14 protein-coding genes are annotated in these 16,255 nt (G+C 69.2%); 8 read left to right on the top strand and 6 right to left on the bottom strand.

Going from position 1 to position 16,255, the window contains the following annotated elements:
• The first annotated feature begins 134 nt into the window (after positions 1-134).
• From ACGFW6_RS35415 to ACGFW6_RS35395, 5 genes are all read left to right on the top strand, one after another.
• A complete protein-coding gene (locus ACGFW6_RS35415) occupies positions 135-1,607 on the top strand; it encodes a glycoside hydrolase (RefSeq protein ID WP_393519414.1) in 1,473 nt (490 codons plus the stop codon).
• 50 nt (positions 1,608-1,657) lie between these two features.
• Positions 1,658-2,062 (top strand): hypothetical protein, encoded by a 405-nt coding sequence (locus ACGFW6_RS35410; RefSeq protein ID WP_393519411.1) that lies wholly within the window; start codon positions 1,658-1,660, stop codon positions 2,060-2,062.
• A gap of 107 nt (positions 2,063-2,169) precedes the next feature.
• On the top strand, positions 2,170-3,192 hold the full coding sequence (locus tag ACGFW6_RS35405) for an SEC-C domain-containing protein (RefSeq protein WP_393519408.1): 1,023 nt from the start codon (positions 2,170-2,172) through the stop codon (positions 3,190-3,192).
• Positions 3,193-4,191: 999 nt separating this feature from the next.
• The gene (locus ACGFW6_RS35400) at positions 4,192-5,916 is read left to right on the top strand and encodes a DUF262 domain-containing protein (RefSeq protein WP_393519405.1); all 1,725 of its coding nucleotides are present in this window, start codon (positions 4,192-4,194) and stop codon (positions 5,914-5,916) included.
• 768 nt (positions 5,917-6,684) lie between these two features.
• A complete protein-coding gene (locus ACGFW6_RS35395; RefSeq protein WP_393519402.1) occupies positions 6,685-6,933 on the top strand; it encodes a hypothetical protein in 249 nt (82 codons plus the stop codon).
• A 111-nt stretch (positions 6,934-7,044) separates the two neighbouring features.
• On the opposite strand, the gene ACGFW6_RS35390 is transcribed toward ACGFW6_RS35395, so the two are convergent.
• Together ACGFW6_RS35390 and ACGFW6_RS35385 are read right to left on the bottom strand one after the other, a co-directional pair.
• Positions 7,045-7,407, bottom strand: coding sequence for a hypothetical protein (locus ACGFW6_RS35390; protein WP_393519400.1), 363 nt, complete (start codon positions 7,405-7,407; stop codon positions 7,045-7,047).
• A 28-nt stretch (positions 7,408-7,435) separates the two neighbouring features.
• Positions 7,436-8,005 (bottom strand): ankyrin repeat domain-containing protein, encoded by a 570-nt coding sequence (locus ACGFW6_RS35385; RefSeq protein WP_393519397.1) that lies wholly within the window; start codon positions 8,003-8,005, stop codon positions 7,436-7,438.
• A gap of 312 nt (positions 8,006-8,317) precedes the next feature.
• Here ACGFW6_RS35385 and ACGFW6_RS35380 point away from each other — a divergent pair, with 312 nt between their 5' ends.
• Positions 8,318-8,596: a hypothetical protein gene (locus ACGFW6_RS35380; protein ID WP_393519394.1), complete on the top strand. Its 279-nt coding sequence runs from the start codon at positions 8,318-8,320 to the stop codon at positions 8,594-8,596.
• Between the two features lie 190 nt (positions 8,597-8,786).
• Entirely contained in the window at positions 8,787-8,984 is a 198-nt protein-coding gene (locus ACGFW6_RS35375; protein WP_393519391.1) for a hypothetical protein, read from the top strand.
• 174 nt (positions 8,985-9,158) lie between these two features.
• Here ACGFW6_RS35375 and ACGFW6_RS35370 read toward each other — a convergent pair whose 3' ends face one another.
• Both ACGFW6_RS35370 and ACGFW6_RS35365 read right to left on the bottom strand, forming a co-directional pair.
• Complete coding sequence (locus ACGFW6_RS35370; protein WP_393519388.1) at positions 9,159-10,742, bottom strand: hypothetical protein; 1,584 nt, start codon at positions 10,740-10,742, stop codon at positions 9,159-9,161.
• A 247-nt stretch (positions 10,743-10,989) separates the two neighbouring features.
• Positions 10,990-11,466, bottom strand: a complete 477-nt coding sequence (locus tag ACGFW6_RS35365; protein ID WP_393519385.1) for an Lrp/AsnC family transcriptional regulator — start codon at positions 11,464-11,466, stop codon at positions 10,990-10,992.
• A 109-nt stretch (positions 11,467-11,575) separates the two neighbouring features.
• Here ACGFW6_RS35365 and ACGFW6_RS35360 point away from each other — a divergent pair, with 109 nt between their 5' ends.
• A complete protein-coding gene (locus ACGFW6_RS35360; RefSeq protein ID WP_393519383.1) occupies positions 11,576-12,403 on the top strand; it encodes a class I SAM-dependent methyltransferase in 828 nt (275 codons plus the stop codon).
• A 17-nt stretch (positions 12,404-12,420) separates the two neighbouring features.
• On the opposite strand, the gene ACGFW6_RS35355 is transcribed toward ACGFW6_RS35360, so the two are convergent.
• Positions 12,421-13,188 (bottom strand): PE-PPE domain-containing protein, encoded by a 768-nt coding sequence (locus ACGFW6_RS35355; RefSeq protein WP_393519380.1) that lies wholly within the window; start codon positions 13,186-13,188, stop codon positions 12,421-12,423.
• Between the two features lie 53 nt (positions 13,189-13,241).
• Positions 13,242-15,878 carry a helix-turn-helix domain-containing protein gene (locus tag ACGFW6_RS35350; RefSeq protein ID WP_393519378.1) on the bottom strand — a complete coding sequence of 879 codons (2,637 nt, stop codon included), beginning with the start codon at positions 15,876-15,878 and terminating at the stop codon, positions 13,242-13,244.
• Positions 15,879-16,255: the final 377 nt, after the last annotated feature.

Genomic DNA, 16,255 nt, shown 5'->3' with positions numbered 1-16,255 from the left:
AAAGGGCTGTCGGAACCCTCGACAACCCCACGCGTCACACCCGATGCTTCGTGTCGGCATGAACGGGACAAGGCCACGGAGCCGGTTCGACGACGACACCGCCGACACCGGCCGTTGAGCGAAGCGGAGAAGTCATGATCCGACGCAGAACTCTGCTGGCGGCGACAGGCGGCGCGTTCCTCGGCGGCGCCCTGGCCACGGGCACCGCCCACGCGGACGCGACCGTCGCCGTCAACCCCGGCACCTCGTACGGCACTTGGGAGGGCTGGGGCACCTCGCTGGCCTGGTGGGCGAACGTCTTCGGCAACCGGAACGACTTCGCCGACCTCTTCTTCACCACCGGCTCGGTGACCTACAACGGCACGACCCTGCCCGGCCTCGGCCTCAACATCGCCCGCTACAACCTCGGTGCGTGCAGCTGGAACAGCGTCAACGGCGAGTCGATGGCCGAGTCGGCGAACATCCCCGGCTTCAAGCAGATCGAGGGTTTCTGGCAGGACTGGAACAACGAGGACCCCACCTCCTCGGCCTGGGACTGGACGGCCGACGCCAACCAACGCGCGATGCTCCAGAAGGCGACGGCACGCGGCGCGACCACGGAACTCTTCGCCAACTCCCCCATGTGGTGGATGTGTTCCAACCACAACCCCTCCGGCGCGGCGGACGGCGGCAACAACCTCCAGACCTGGAACTACCGCCAGCACGCCTCGCACCTGGCGGCGACGGCCCTGTACGCGAAGAACAACTGGGGCGTGAACTTCGCGACGGTCGACCCGTTCAACGAGCCGGCCTCCAGCTGGTGGACGGCCACCGGCACGCAGGAGGGCTGCCACATGGACCCGGCGGTCCAGGCGGCCGTGCTCCCGTACATGCGCAGCGAGTTGGACAAGCGAGGTCTGTCCGGCGTCCGCATCTCGGCCTCCGACGAGACGAACTACGACACGGCCCGCTCGACGTGGGCGTCGTTCGGCGCCTCCACGAAGGCCCTGGTCAGCCAGGTCAACGTGCACGGCTACCAGGGCTCGGGCGGCCGCCGCGACCTCCTCTACACGGACGTGGTCACCACCTCCGGCAAGAAGCTGTGGAACTCCGAGACCGGCGACGGCGACGGCACCGGCCTCACCCTGGCCTCCAACCTCTGCTACGACTTCCGCTGGCTGCACCCGACGGCCTGGTGCTACTGGCAGGTCATGGACCCGACGGCGGGCTGGGCACTGATCGCCTACGACGCGAGCACCCTCCAACCCACCACGATCCAGACCAAGTACTACGTACTGGCACAGTTCACCCGCCACATCCGCCCCGGCATGCGGATCCTCGACACGGGCGTGAGCTACGCGGCGGCGGCCTACGACGCCTCGGCCCGCCGCCTGGTGATCGTCGCGGTGAACACCTCGACCTCGCCGCAGACCCTCACCTTCGACCTCTCCCGCTTCACCACGGTCTCCGGCGGCACGGGCGGCCTGGTCCCGCGCTGGAACACGGTGACGACGGGCGGCGACCAGTACCGGTCGTACGCGAACACGTACCTGAGCGGGAAGTCGGTGGCGGTGCCGTTCGCGGCGCAGTCGGTGCAGACGCTGCAGATCGACGGCGTGGTGATCTGAGCCGGCGCCCGTGACGCAACCACGGGCGTACACGGACCGTCGTGTGTCACATGACGAAGGCAGCTCGGACGAAGGAGACGGATGAACGCGGGCGCCGTACCGGACACGGCATGCGCGCCCTCCTGGCGCCGGCCCTGGCCAACCTGGCCATCGGAGTGCCCGCGGTCATCCCGCTCCACCTGACGTACTGGCTGCTCACGGAGTACCTCCCCTCGGACTGCGACAGCTTCGCCCCCGACCGGGCCCTGTCGAACTGCGACTACCACACCCTCGACCACGCCCCCGTGGTGATGGTCCTGCTGGCCCTCACCGGCACGCTGCTCCTGCTCACGGCCCTGGCGGTGAACGTCCTGGGCCCGCGCCGCCGGTCGGAGAAGCACCCGGGGAGGTGGCTGGCGATGGCGACGCTGATCCCGATGCCGTTCGTGACGCTGCTGTGCTTGGCGAAGAGCTGACGGAGGCCGGGGCACCCCCGCCTCCGCCGCCTCGACCAGGCAATATCTGAACCCTGTTCTCCCCTCTGTTCTCCGCTCCGCCATCCATGGGCAGTACGGTGTCCCCCATGCGCCCCGACACGCCTGCCGAAAACGTCGACCACACCGCCGAAGCGGCACGCCTGGAGCGAACCGCCGGCCTCTACCCGGAGGACGCCGAGGCCCTGCTGCTGCGGGCCGCGGCCCACCTGGAACTGTCCGGCGACCGCCCCGCCGCGACCGCGCTCTACGACCACCTGCTGTCGTCGTCGACGCCTCTGGAGCACCCCCACCTGGTCCGCGCCCTGAAGGCCTCGAACCTGTGGGAGTACGGCCACGAGGCGGAGGCCCGCGCGATCATCGACGGCGTCAGGGCGGCCTCCCCCCGGGACCCGGCACCGTGGGTGATCGTGGCGGAGGCGCTGGAGGCCCACGACGAGCTGGAGCAGGCGCAGGAGACGTTCACGGAGGGAGTACGCCTCCTCCTGACCGACGTCCAGGAGCCCCCGTACGCCACCCACCCCCTCCTCTTCGGCCGTCACCGGGTCCGCCGCATGCTGGGCGCCCCGCACGACGAGTGGGACACCTTCGCGGACACCCTCCACTCGCTGCCGGTCTCCCTGGACGAACTCCACGACCCCAAGCGCGTGTGGTCCCTGGGCTCGGACAACCCGGCGGAACTGGAGGCGGAGATCTCCCGCCTCCGCGCGGAACTGGGCGCCTACCGCGAGGCTCTCTCCCGCCCGTTCCCGGTGGCGGTCCTGCACTGGACGGCAGAGGAACTGGCGGAGCTGGTGGCCGCGTATCCGTCCCTGGCGGCGGAGTACCCCTCCCACAACGACCACCTCACGACGATAGAGGGCTCCCTCCGCGAACTCTCGGCCTCCGGCACCCCGAACCTGGGCATCGTGACCGGCACGGTCCCCTCCTACGAAGCCTTCGCAGCCTCCGAACTCTCCTCCCCGGAGGACGCGACCCTGCTCCCCCAGTACGCGACGACACTGGCGGCCCGGGGGCGGGCGGTGGCTTGGCCTCCGCAGCGTTCATCGACGTGCTGGTGCGCCTCGGGCCAGATTTATGGGGAATGCCATGGGGTTCGACCGCCAGCCTAACTTCCGCCTAAGTGCTCGATCCCTCGACTGCCCGCAGACACGCGGACGCATTCCCCTTGGTGCGCACCCGTCATGCCTGCGGGTAGGTCCCCTCCGTCACTGACGGACGACGGGGAATGCTTTGGCGTAAGAGTCCCCTGTCGTGGCTGTTCGCATCCTGGCTTCCCTGCCCATCCGGAACTGGGCCTATGGACGCTGGGGTGGGTCGTGATTCAAAGCCCGGTCTCCACAGCCATATGCAACCGCCGCGAGATACCGTCGGCCCAAGGCAGGCATCTGGATTCACCGGGACGGTGATGAGTCACACCCTGCAATTCGCGGTCCGATCTCTCGCGACCTCCAGGTCATCGAAGAGCACTTGCACCTGCGCCGCCCCTACGAGACGCCTACTCTGCGGCATCTGACGGCACCCACCTAACCCGCCAACCTCCCGCTTCGCGCGAACTGCACACCGTCTCATACATGTTGACTAGCACGCCAAGCAACGCATTCCACCGGACCTCGATCCAGACTCCGGCCGCCCCCAGCGCACCCAGCTCCTGTTCGTCGCCTGCTACCTCGGTGCAGGGCCATGACGTACCCGGTGGATAGCGCGCTTGTTCTGCTCACCCTCGCGCCCACTTCTGCCCCGGTCCCTCAGGGGAGATCGGCGAATTCCTGGCGTAAGACGGCCCGCAGACGCCAGTCCACCTCTGCAGACCAGATCTACTGCACCTGTACGGCGACCCTGTAAGCAGCGGTGACGGCGGCCGGTAGCAGGGCACACGCCGCCTCTCCTGCGCTCATTTCGGCAGCACGAAGACGTCCGACGGCACCCGCCAGGACCAACCTCCCTCCTCACATGAAGTGTCAGCCTTTGGAGTCTCAAATGCCGCATTGACTACCCAACCGGCCTCGCACCCGCTGGTTCTCGGTTCACTGACGCCGGCTCAGCATCAGCACTAAGATCGACGGACACCTGCCCCAGAGACGGCAGGATCGATCACACGGGGTGGCACCATGACAAGCGCCTATGAGTCGGATCCAATCTTCGAGACGGTTCCTCGACAGCTCTCGAACCTGGTCACTCGGATCCACGGCCGCGAGATTGCACTTCCTGACTTCCAGCGGGACTTCGTCTGGGACGCGACGCGCACCGAAGAGCTAATACAGTCGATTATCTCGGAGTTCCCAGTCGGCACCCTGCTCCTCTGGAAGCAAGGGGACGGCGAGACCTTCGCAAGTCGCAGCTTCGAGGGCGCTCCTGACTTGGGGGATAAAAGGCCTGCGGAACTCGTCCTAGACGGTCAACAGCGCCTCACGGCGCTCTACCAAGCCCTCACTGGCGTGGGCGACGAACGCTATTATCTCAAGGTCGACGAATTCGTCCACGTGGCCGAGGACTACGTGAAAGAGTTCCACGAAGTTGATTTCGAAAAGGCCATCATATCTGTACCCGTAGCCGTAAGTAGGGGACAGCTCAAGAAGAACGAAGAGCTGCTTGGCAGCTCACATTTCCCCGTGTCCGATGTCAACAGCTTCGATGACTGGCTTGATGATTTCGTCGACGGAAGCGTAACCATTGACGGCAACTCCAACGCTAAGTACCTGAAATCCCTGTACAGGAGGATGCGCGACAAGTACATCGTCCCTTTGCGCTCTTATGGCCTCCCGGTTCTAACCCTCCCGGAAACGACACCGATAGAAGCAGTATGCACAATTTTTGAGACCCTAAATCGAACCGGAAAGCCACTGGGGCCATTTGAACTCCTAACGGCCCGCTACTACCCACAGGGTGTCAATCTGCGAGACCTCTGGATAGAGGCGCAGGACAACTATAAGGCCCTGGTTGACTTCAAGGTGGACCCGTACAGCGTACTTCAGACTGTATGCCTGAGATCCTATGGTTCGGCCCAGAGGTCGGACGTCCTGAAAAAGCTGACCGCCTCCGACATCGCCGAGCACTGGTCGGCAGCTATCAAAGGCGTGGCCGGCGTAATCGACATGTTGCAATCGGATTGCGGACTGGTCGCGCCGAAGTGGCTCCCTTACGGAATGCTGCTAATACCGATGGGCGCTGTATGGAATGACATTCAGAAATTGGAACCCCTCGAACGAGCACCGGCATACACACGACTCCAGCGCTTCTTCTGGTGCAGCGTGTTCACCACCAACTACGACCAAGGCGCCAACAGCCAGGCAGGAGCAGACTACGCCCGCCTGAAGGATTGGGTCCTAACCGGTGAGGGGCAAGCACCGGAGGCGGTGAAGGAGCTTCCACTGAGCGCATCCACTCTACGCTCCGCCTCGGTACGCCGGAAGGCTTTGTACTGCGGTCTAATGTGTCTTCTCGCGACGACCCGAGCTGAGGACTTCCACACCGGACAGGCCATGACTCCATACCGGGTGGGAGAGGTTCAGATAGATTCGCATCACATATTTCCCAAGGCCTACTTGGCGCGCATCAAGGCATCAGAAAGCTCCGAGCTACTCCTCAACAGAACCTTGATCGACGCGGAAACGAACCGCATTATAAAAGACAAAGCACCCAGTCACTATCTGGGCGAGATGGCCACTACTTACGGAGAGGAGAAGCTGGAAGCCGTTCTTTCCTCCCACGCCATCAGAAGCGACGCAGACAGCGGCCTCGCGAAGGACAACTACGATGCCTTTCTCGACGAGCGCCTCAACACGGTTGTCCAGCTGATCGAGCGGGTGACGGGACGCAGCCTTCAGGAGCAGTAACGCTCCTCCGCATCGGTTCTTCCCGCCGAAACCGAAGTAGTGGGGCAGGATAGAACTGCCCCACACATCCCGATGCACAGCAGCGACGCCACCTGCGGCAATGAGCGTCGACCTGGCCGCGACTTCTGCCATTGTTAGCACGTCGGCCGCACGGACCGGATAACGCCGGTCGGAAACCGCGCACCTTGCGGCTGTGCAGGATGCCGCTAGCTCTCGGCCAAGCTGGATCCGCATTGGAGGGCCGATCAGGAGACCGGGCTACCTCCAGAGCAAGCCCGGCAGCTCTGCTCGACCACGGAACAACCGCGGCACATCTGCTCGCGGTTGCCCGCCACAATTACTCAACGACAGGCGTGGCTACCCAGCACGAGAACACGGTTATCACGGGCGGAAGTTGGCGGTCGATGCCGGGCCGCTGGGGCTGAACTCCCCGCCGGACTGCCGAGAGAGTCAGCCTGGCCGAGGTCAGTCGCTTGGTGTACCAGCTGCGCGAAGTCGGCCTCGCAATCCTGTCCGTCGAGTCCGATGCTTGGTCCACCTCGTGCGCGCATCTTGCACGAGCCCGGCGCGACGGTTGCCCGCCGGGCCGAGTTCGACACTGAAGCCGCGTAGCTGACGCAGCCTCATCGCCTGCGGAGCTGATTGCCCCTCATGGCCGTGGTCCGTATGGCAGCTTCGAGGAGCGGGGGCAGGCATATCGGATTAGCCTCACAAATGAGCGCTAAATGGATCTTTAGTCGTGCGCTCTACTCGAACCAAGGAGGAGTCATGCGCAAGCTTCAGAAGGCCGCTCTCGCGGCCGCGATGGTCGGGTCCCTGAGCTTCATAGCCACCGGCACCGCCTCCGCGCAGCCCTCGGACGGCCACCACGGTCACGGGGGTTGTAAGTCCCACGACATGAACATCGACATTCTCGGCCAGGTCGGGGTGCTCCCCGGTCTTGCAGGGAACCTGGTCAACGGTGAGGGCAACCCCGGCGCGATGTACAACGACGTCGGGTCCGACTGCCACCACTGAGCCAGATCGATTTCGTGGAGTAGTTCAACGCAATGGGCCCCGGTGCCCTGGGCGACGAGCCCGGGCACCGGGCCTTGCTTTGGGCGCGCTGGGCTGCCTTGGGGAGGCCGGTCAGTGCGCCCAGTGGTCCCGTTCCGGCAGCCGTACCCACCTGTCCGGGATCCCCACTACCGCCCGTGTGTCCGTAGGGCGCACGCCCACCCATGCGCAGGCGTAGGCCACCGCATGGTGGCGGAACAGGTAGGAGGACAGCACCTCCTCGGGTGAGGACTCCTCGTCGGGGGCGCCGCCCGGGTGGAGGTCCCAGCCCTCTATGACGCCGTCTCGGGCGGTACTGCCCTGGTTGCCGCTCTTGGGGTTGGCGTAGAGGCCGTAGCTGACGGTGCCTCGGGAGAGACGGGTGTGGATGCCCGGCATGGACGGTGCGTAGCCCCAGGGCTGGCTGACCACACAGCCGCCCGGGACCGTCGTCACGCCGACGATGTGCAGGGTTTCGTCCAGGTCATGGTCGAAGGGGGTCGTCCAGGATGTCGGCCACCTCCGCCTCGTCCGCCGGCGTTGCCTCCAGGCGCTTCACCGCCTCCTCCGCGTCGATGCCGGCCACGCACGCCAGGCCGAAGCCGTCGTGGTCGATACCGGCCAGGGCCTCGGTCAGGCGTCTGCCTTCCTCGGCGGCCGCACGCTCGCGGTCGGTGAGGCCGGCCTCGCCAGGCGGCAGGGGGAAGAGGTCGGGAATGGGGCCGGCCAGACTCAGGCGGCCGGGTGACCAGCCGGCGATCAGGGGGCGCCAGGGGTCGGCTCCCGCGGCGGCGAGGGCGCGGGCGTTCTCCGGGCAGTCGGACATGACCGCCTCCCACAGCGCCGTTGTGCCCCCTTCGAGAGCGTCCACATCCGCCACACGTCTCGCCAGTTCCGCTACGACCTCCGGTGAGCCGTAGACCGCCGCCCGATGCAGGGGACGGCTCCCTCCGAGGCCCCAGCGCTCGGGATCGGCGCCCTCCTCCAGGCGGCGCCTGACGTCGTCGTAGTCCTGCCAGCCCCGCCAGTTCATGCCCGACCAGGCGGTGCTCACGAGCCGTCACCATGCCTCCTCCGGGCGCGATACGGGTCCATCGGTTCAGGTGGACGGGGGCTCTCGCCGCCTCCGCCCCATACGGCCGGCCCCCTCACTCACACCTTCGCAGGCGGCACTGACAATCCGTGAAGGGGAAGGCGGGGAGCAGTGGCTTCGTCGGGTTCCGGGAGCTCGCCTGGGTTCTGACGCTCTTTTGTGTGGCGTGTGGCGTGTGGGGCCGTCGTCGGTGAAGTGGTCACTCGTCCTGCCGAGTGGCTCGTGAGGTTGTCGTGGGCTCCCTTGCAGGGGCCGGCCAGGCTGCTGACGTCCGTGCCGGAGCCCTGGCAGAGCGTCAGGTCTGGCGGGGCGGGGGCGGTGCTCGGGGTCGTGGTCGGGTTCGTCGCGGTGCACGAGTCGCTGTCGGTGCACGAGTCGCTGTCGGTGCGGGTGTCCGCCGACCGTGTGGTGCTCGGCATCAGGGACTCCTCGCAGGAGTTCGGGCGTGACCGGATCGGCCTGGTGGTGCGGGACGGCAAGCGACTCGCACTGCTCGGCCCGACGGCATGGAGATCGCCCGGGAGGAGTGCGGTCTGTCCTGGACGCGGCTGACCGTGGCGTTCGCCGCGTACGGGTACCGGTGGGCGGACGAGGATCCGCACCGTGCGGACGAGAGGAAGCGGCAGTACTGGCGCACGCCCAGCCTCTCCTGAGCTCGCCCGCCCGGTTTCGTCTTCGCGTTCGAGTACGGCGGGCGTATCGGCTGAGAGGATGACCGCGACCGTACTGGAGGAAGAGGGGGATGGGCGTGACCGTGCTCGTGTTGGTGGGCGTGCTGCTGCTCGTCGTCGGGGGATGCGTGTGTGTCGTATGGGCCGCGCGCGGCGGCCCGCGCTGGGTGCGTGTGGTGTCCAGCGTGACCCTGGGGCTCGCCGAGGTCGTGGGGACGCTGGCCCGTGGCTCGGGGAAGTCGAGGTCGGGTTCGAGCTCCGACGACTGACCGGCCGACCGAGGCCGAACACAGGCGACCGACCGGCCGCACGTACCCACGCACCCACTGGCCGCCCGCGCCCGGCACAGGCACACAGCGGGCGCGCACGCGTGGATACGCCAACGCGGGCCGCCCCAGGTTGCGTTGGGCGGTGCGGCCCGCGTCGTGGGGTGGGTGGGCGCGTCAGCCGGACTTCGTCGGCGGCGGGCCTGCCGTCGTCGCCCTGCCCTCCGTCAGGAGCCACTCGTGGTGGAGGGCGCCCAGCGGGATCTTCGTCTGGAAGACGGGGGTGCCGAAGATGGTCAGCTGGAAATTGAGCGTGCCGGTCAGGTCCACTCCGCCGTAGACGGCGTACGCGCCGCTTGCGGCACCCGTGCCGTCGGTGGAGCCCTCGGCCGACGCGTCGGCGTGGGCGCGGACGTACGGGGCCAGGTCGGCGGTGACGCCCACCGTGCCGTAGAGGCCGACCGTGGCCTCGGCGCCGAGGGCCGCCTTGACGTCCCCCGCGGCCGTGACGGTGGTCTTCAGAGCCTCGCCCGTCATGTCGGACTCGCTCACCGGGGTCCAGCCCTTGGCCCACGAGAAGCTGCCGCCGACGCGGAAGTCGCCCTTGAGGTCCTGTTCGACGTCGACGGTGACCTTGCCGTCCGCGTTCACCTGGATGTAGCAGGTCAGGTCGAGGTTGACGACGACCGGGATCGGGCCGACCTGGATCACCGGGTCGGAGTGGAGCTCGGCGAAGGGGATGCGGATCGGCCTGCCCTCGGTCGAGCCGGCCGCGCGGCCCTTGAGGGTCCACTGGGAGGCCCAGTCACCCGACAGGCCCAGGAAGGCCGCGCCGGGTGAGGTGCCCTTGCCGTCCGAGCCGCCGGGGTTGCCCGAACCCTCCGAACCGGCGGAGTTACCCGAACCCTCCGAGCCGCCGGAGTTGCCCGAACCCTCCGAACCGGCGGAGCTGCCCGAGCCCTCCGCACCGTCGTACGAGAACGCGACCTCGGGGGCCAGCTGTACGAAGCCCTCCACGGACGCGGCCGCCGACGCCGGGGCGCTCTCGGCCGTGGCGACCGCTGCGCCGACGTCGATCCGCAGGCTGCCCAGCGGGAGTTTCGCGCCCTCGGGGCCGAAGTGGAGGTCGCCGGTCTTCGCCCAGGAGACCTTCACGCCGTTCATGAGCGGCTTGACGTCGACGGACGACGGGTCGACCGGGACCTCGCCCTCGGCCTTGCTCGCGCCGAGCACGGAGTTGAGCTTCGCCGGTTCCGTCTCGACGGCCGTACCGCCGTTCTCCGCGGCGCCCACGACGTCGGTGACCTCGGCCAGTACGCCGTCGGGGGCGCCGGGGGCGGGAGCGCTGGCGATGATGTCGCCGACGGCCACCGGGGGTTGGGTGGAAGGGGCACTGGCCGACGGATCGGCGGGGGTACCGGTCGACGGGGTCGCCGTAGGGGTGCCCGTCGGTTTCGCGGCCGCCGGCGAGGAGATGACGGCCCGGCCGGTCTTCCTGTCGTACGAGGCGACCTTGAGGGAGGACTTCTTCGCCCGGCCTCCGCCGTCGCCGTCGGCCACGGCGGTCGGGGTGGCCGCCCCGGACGGGGCCGACACGACGGCGAGTTGTTCCTGGGCCGCGGCCGGTCGTGGGCTCTCCGACGCCGTGGAGGCCGCCGCGTCCGTGGTGGTCGAGGAGTCGGTGGAGCAGCCGGTGGTCAGTACGGCCGCGAGAGCGATCGCCGTCAGTAGGGCGTGGCTCTTGAACTTGGGTCTGTGCACGCGTGTTCCTCGGGAGCGGTGTATGGGGGTGCGCTGCAGGAGGTGACGCATGGGGGAGGGCCGGCACGCCGATCGTCGAGCAGGCGTGCCGGTGGGGCCGGTCCGGCGCGGGGCGCGGACGGCGGTGTGGTTACCCCCCAGTAGTCATGCATGAGCATGCCAGTACGCCGAGGGGTGGCATCCGCTTTCTACGGACGGGAGGGCGGTGACGTGAGTCACAACTGGACGGGCGTCGGCGCACGCCGGGTCACAGAGGGTCGGCGGGGGTCCCCTCCATCGGCGTCAGGACCCGGGTGCCCGTCTGCCGGTAGATCACCGAGCTGCGGAACGTCACCACCTCGCGGCGGGCGCTGAAGCGGTCCATGAGGAAGGCGTGGAGGTGCTCGATGTCCGGGACGGCCACATGGACCAGGAAGTCGTCGTCGCCGGAGACGACGAATATGGAGACCACCTCGGGGAGTTGGGTGAGGTAGCCCTCGAAGTCGTAGATCACCTCCCGGCTCAGGGGGCGCAGCTTCACGAAGACGAGGGCCTGGAGCGAGCGGCCCAGCAGGCGTGGCTGTACGGCCGCGTGATAGCCGGTGATCACCCCGCGGGCGCGCAGGGCGCGGACCCGTTCCAGGCAGGTGGAGGGCGCGATGCCGACCCTGCGGGCGAGTTCGCGGTTGGTGAGCCGTGCATCGCGCTGGAGATGGGTGAGGATCGCCGAATCAGTGTCGTCCATGGGCGTGATTCTTCCCGCGTCGCCGAATTTGGTTCGGCCGGGCCGCCCAACTCCCGTATCCGGGCCTACATTTCACTCGTCGCCGCCGGATCGAAGGGAGCCCTCGTCCATGACGATCGCCGCCAACCGCGTGGCCGACCAGGCCGTCGACCACTACGACCGTTTCCTCGCCGAGCACTACACCTGGATGCTCGGCGGGGATCTCGACGCCCTCGCGGCCGGCCAGCGTGCCGCGCTCGCACAGTGGGGCGTGACGCCCGGGTCGGCGATCGGGACGGCGGCCGGGTCGCTGGCCGTGGATCTGGGGTGCGGGCCGGGGCACGCCAGCCTCGCGCTGGCCGCCCTGGGCTTCGACTCCGTCCTCGCGGTCGATCTGAGCCGGCCGCTGCTGGGGGAACTCGCCGCGCACGCGGCCGAGTTGTCGGCGGTGCGCGTGGTGCGGGCCGATGTGCGGAACGCTCTGCGGGAGCTGGTGCGCCCGGGGTCGGCGGGGGCCGTCGTCTGTCTGGGCGACACGCTGACGCATCTGCCGACCCGCGGCCACGTGGTCGCCCTCTTCGCCGACGTCGCCGCTGCCCTCGCCCCCGAGGGGACGGCCGTGTTCTCCTACCGCGACCTGACGGTCCCGCTCACCGGCACCGACCGCTTCCTTCCGGTGCGGGCCACCGAGGACCGGATCATGACGTGCTTCCTGGAGTACCCGGACGACTACAACGACTACACGGTCGTCGTGCACGACCTGATCCACACCCGCGCCGCAGCCGACGCCGACTGGACGCTCACCGCCCGCAGCTACCGCAAGCTGCGGCTCTCCCATGCCTGGGTGCTGGAGCAGCTGCGCACGGCCGGGCTGCGGGTGCGGCACGAGGAGAGCGGAGCGGGCGGCCTGCGGACGGTCGTCCTGGAACGTGCCGCCCGCTCCTCCACGTACGAGTAACGCCGTTTCTCCGTCGGTCAGTTGTCGGACCAGAACACCCCGTTCACGGGTTCCTGCGCGATCGTCCTGCTCATGACGTTGCCCTCCAGCACATAGCGCGCGTGCTTGTCGGTGAGGAAGAAGTCGAGGGCGTTGACCGGTGTCGTCGCGTCGCACGCCAGGTCGCCGCGGATGCAGAAGCGGGCGACCGGGACGCCCGGGAACTCGCGGGGGCCGGGGCCGGTGGAGGTGAAGCCGAGGGCTCCCAGGCCCTGCGGAACCTTGGACCACATGCCGGTGTCGGGCTGCTTCGGGTCGGCGTACAGCTTGCCGTCGACCAGTTCGCGCGGGATGTCGGTGCCGCCGTTCGCGATGGTCTCCAGGACCGCGTCGGCGGCCTGGGCGCCCTGGGAGTAGCCGACGATGGTCAGGCGGGCGGTCGGGTCCGCGCGGTGGGTCCTCTCGGCGGCCTCCAGGAGGTTGGCGTACCCCTGGGCCACGCTGCTGTCGTAGCTCGGCGCGGTGAGGTCCGGGGCGTTCCGGCCGTTGAGCCAGGGGCCGGCGCCGGCCGGGTAGCAGACGGGGACGACCTCCGCGCCGCCCTCCAGGTGCTGGTCGGCGTAGGAGAAGGTCCCGGTGCACTGGGGCGCGGCCTGCGCGGAGCCGGTGCCGCCGATCTGGAGGTAGTAGTGGCCGGGCGCCTCTTCGGCGTGCGCGACGGCGGGTGTGAGGGCGGCGGCGGCCGTCATCGCCGCCGTGACGGCGACGGCTTTGGCATGGCGCGTGAGTCGGTTGGTGCTCGGCATGGTCTCCCCCATGGTCCCGTTGACGGATCTCGCCTGTGATGTGACGCCAGACGCTAGAGAGGAGCGATGAAATCGTCGTGAAGGGCGGAGCGGCGATGGTGCCGGGCGAGGTGCTGTTGCAGCCGGGCGTGCCGGAACTGGTAGACCGCGCCGGCCTGGCGCAGCACCCCGCGCTGGTAGGCGTCCTCCAGGAACGTGACCACGGCCCACGGCAGGCGTCCGGTCAGCGGCAGCCATATCCGGGTGAGGACCAGCCACTGACCCCAGGCGGTCAGGGTGAGGGCGTAGCCGATGGCGCCGCCGAGGCCGCTGATGACGCCGAGCAGGAGGGCTGCCTCGGTGGTCCACACGAGGGGGCCGAGCGATCCCTGGAGGAGGTCGACCGCCGCACCGCTGCCGAAGCCGACCACCGCTCCGAACGTGGGTGCCCAGACCAGCAGTTGGGTGGTCACCGTGCCGCGGTTGGTGGTCAGCAGGCTGCGCGGGTTGACGGCGGAGTCGATGTCGAGGGGGGTTTCGAGGAGCCCGAGGAGACAGAAGGTCAGTCCGGTGGCGACGCCGAAGACCGAGCCGTAGACAAGGCCGTCGATCAGTCCGACCCGCACGATGATCGAGACGTCGTTCGTGACGGCGTAGGTGAGCACCATGCCGACCACGAATCCGTACGCGAGGCCGAAGACCGCGCCGCCGAGCGTGCCGATCACCAGGCGGGGGCCGGCCGTCCACACGGTGGCCCCGGGCCTGCGCCGCAGCTGCAGGCGTACGGCGGACGGTGTGGCCTGTTTGCCCTTGGCCGTGTACGTCAGCCAGTGCACGAACCCGAACATCAGGCCGGCGAGGAGCCCGACGACCGAGCCGTCCAGGAGGGCGCCGCTGAGCCTGCCGTGCACGGCGAGGGAGATGGCGCCGTCGACGAGGCCGATGGTCAGGCCGAGGATGACGGTGGTGACGAGGGTGCGGGTGGAGCGGCGCAGTCCGTTGCCGAGCCGCCACCAGGCGAGGTCGGGGGTCCTGAGTCCGCTCAGATGGTGGGCGAGGTAGCCGAGCCAGTGCCGGGCGCGGTCCGCGTCGAAGCCCTGGTGGTGCGGTCCGCCGGACGAACTGCCGTGCAGCCGGTGGCGGTAGACGGTCGGGATGAAGTTGTCCAGCAGATGGTCCTCCAGCTTCTCCGGGCTGCCGAACCGCTCGGTGTCCAGGAGGGAGGCCGGGTCGTGGTCGGGGGTGTCGCTGTAGATGGTGCGGGCGAGCGCGACCATCAGCGGCGTCTTCAGGACCGTGGCGAGGGGGGAGCCGGGCCGGTCCTCGGGCTGCTCGCGCAGGGCGGTCAGGACCGGGTCCCAGGCGTTCGCACCGGGGTCCGCGCGGCCGGGCTTGCGGGTGGTGCGGGGCAGATAGGCCGCGAGGTCGTCGAGGGTGAGGTCGGTGAGCTGGATCGCGGCGGCCGCGGTCAGCACGTCGGTCTCGGCGACCGCGGCGGCGTACTCGGCGGGACGGCTGGTGAGGACCAGGGGGAGGGTGGTGGCGTTGAGCGCCTCCAGCGCGGGGCGGCGCAGGCCGTCGGCGATCTCGTCGAAGCCGTCCAGTACGGGGAGGATGCGGCCGGACTCGACGAGCTCACCGGCCAGGCTCTCGCTGCCCCGGCCCCGGGCGGCGTAGCCGGGGTGATCCCGCGTCAGCTGCGCGGCCAGCCAGTCGCGCAGGGTGATGGTGGTGGGGTCCCAGGCGCCGACGCTGAAGATCACCGGGACGGGTTCGGAGGTGCTGCGCGTCCTGAGGTGGTCGAGGACGAAACGCAGGGCCAGGATCGTCTTGCCCGAGCCCGACCGGCCGAGGACCACCAGCCGGCGGGACGGGATACGCCGGTAGGTGCCGGCGATCTCACCGAGCTCACCGTCCAGGTCGAGGGGGTCGGCCGTGGCCTGCGCGGGGAGCCGGAGGATGTTGGCCCAGTGGTCGGTCACCGCGTCGGGGGCCGTCTCCCAGCGGACGGGAAGGGGGAACGGGTCCTGCACCTGCCGCTGTTCCTCTTCGCGCTGCCAGCGGGCGGTCACGAGAGCGGCGAGTTGCTCGACGGGGTCGGTCGGGGGGTGGGAGCGGTCGGTCGGGGCGCCGGGCCGGAGGACGGGTGGGGCGGTGGGTGGTGCGCTGGGCTGGGCGGGGGGTGGCGCGGGGGACGGTGCGGTAGTCGGGGCAGTGGGCGGTGCGGTAGTCGGGGCAGTGGGCGGTGCGGCGGACGGTCCGGTCGGCGGTGCGGCGGACGGGTAGCCGGTGGCGTCGTTCGGGCGGACGTCGGTGGGGTGAGGGATCCGGCCGACCGCCCTGTAGCCTGCGCCGTCGTCCGTCCGGACGTAGGCCGAGAGACCGGTCCGGCCGACCGCCGGGCTGTCCGTACGGTCTTCGCCGGGGGCCGCGTCGGGCTCTTCGCCGGGGGCCGCGTCGGGCTCGGCCCGTCGTTCGCCGTCCAGGTCGCGGGGGACGGCGGCGCCCAGTAACTCCGCGCGCTCGCGGGGCCGTAGCGGAAGCGCATTGGCCAGGTCCTGCACGGTGGTCATACGCGGATTGGTGCGCTTGCCGGTTTCCAGGCCCCGGATGGTGCGCACACTGACCCCGGAACGCTCCGCCAGTTCCTCCTGGGTCAGCCCCGCACCCGTCCGCAGCCGTCGCAGCACCTCGCCGAACTCACCGGCCACAAGTCACAGCCCTTCCCCCAGAGATGTCGACTTTTCGCAGGTGAGGGACTCTAGCGCGGTCACCGGCCACATATGACCGCATCAATGGCCTGTCCACGTTTCCTACACCCGGGCCACCTTCGATGGCATCGACGGGATCGACCGCGGCGAGCGCATCGCCCGGTCCGGAGAACGGGGAACCGCCATGCCTACGACGACCGCGCGCCAGGGACACCCGAGCGCCCGCCAGGGCTGCCTGGGCGCAACGCCCCCGGTACGCCCGAGTGCCACGTCCCAGGCACGCCCGGGCGCCACACCCCAGGCACGCCCGAGCGCCACACCCCAGGCACGCCCGAGCGCCACACCCCAGGCACGCCCGAGTGCCGCGTCCCAGGCAC

This window comes from Streptomyces sp. Y7, from assembly GCF_043195415.1.
Taxonomy (GTDB): domain Bacteria; phylum Actinomycetota; class Actinomycetes; order Streptomycetales; family Streptomycetaceae; genus Streptomyces.
This window is presented reverse-complemented; position numbering and strand designations above follow the sequence as displayed.

Excerpts from the sequence above, each read along its gene's own strand:
- ACGFW6_RS35415 (WP_393519414.1), top strand. The coding sequence starts at position 135 with ATGATCCGACGCAGAACTCTGCTGGCGGCGACAGGCGGCGCGTTCCTC.
- ACGFW6_RS35410 (WP_393519411.1), top strand. The coding sequence starts at position 1,658 with ATGACGAAGGCAGCTCGGACGAAGGAGACGGATGAACGCGGGCGCCGT.
- ACGFW6_RS35405 (WP_393519408.1), top strand. The coding sequence starts at position 2,170 with ATGCGCCCCGACACGCCTGCCGAAAACGTCGACCACACCGCCGAAGCG.
- ACGFW6_RS35400 (WP_393519405.1), top strand. The coding sequence starts at position 4,192 with ATGACAAGCGCCTATGAGTCGGATCCAATCTTCGAGACGGTTCCTCGA.
- ACGFW6_RS35395 (WP_393519402.1), top strand. The coding sequence starts at position 6,685 with ATGCGCAAGCTTCAGAAGGCCGCTCTCGCGGCCGCGATGGTCGGGTCC.
- ACGFW6_RS35375 (WP_393519391.1), top strand. The coding sequence starts at position 8,787 with ATGGGCGTGACCGTGCTCGTGTTGGTGGGCGTGCTGCTGCTCGTCGTC.
- ACGFW6_RS35365 (WP_393519385.1), bottom strand. The coding sequence starts at position 11,466 with ATGGACGACACTGATTCGGCGATCCTCACCCATCTCCAGCGCGATGCA.
- ACGFW6_RS35360 (WP_393519383.1), top strand. The coding sequence starts at position 11,576 with ATGACGATCGCCGCCAACCGCGTGGCCGACCAGGCCGTCGACCACTAC.
- ACGFW6_RS35355 (WP_393519380.1), bottom strand. The coding sequence starts at position 13,188 with ATGCCGAGCACCAACCGACTCACGCGCCATGCCAAAGCCGTCGCCGTC.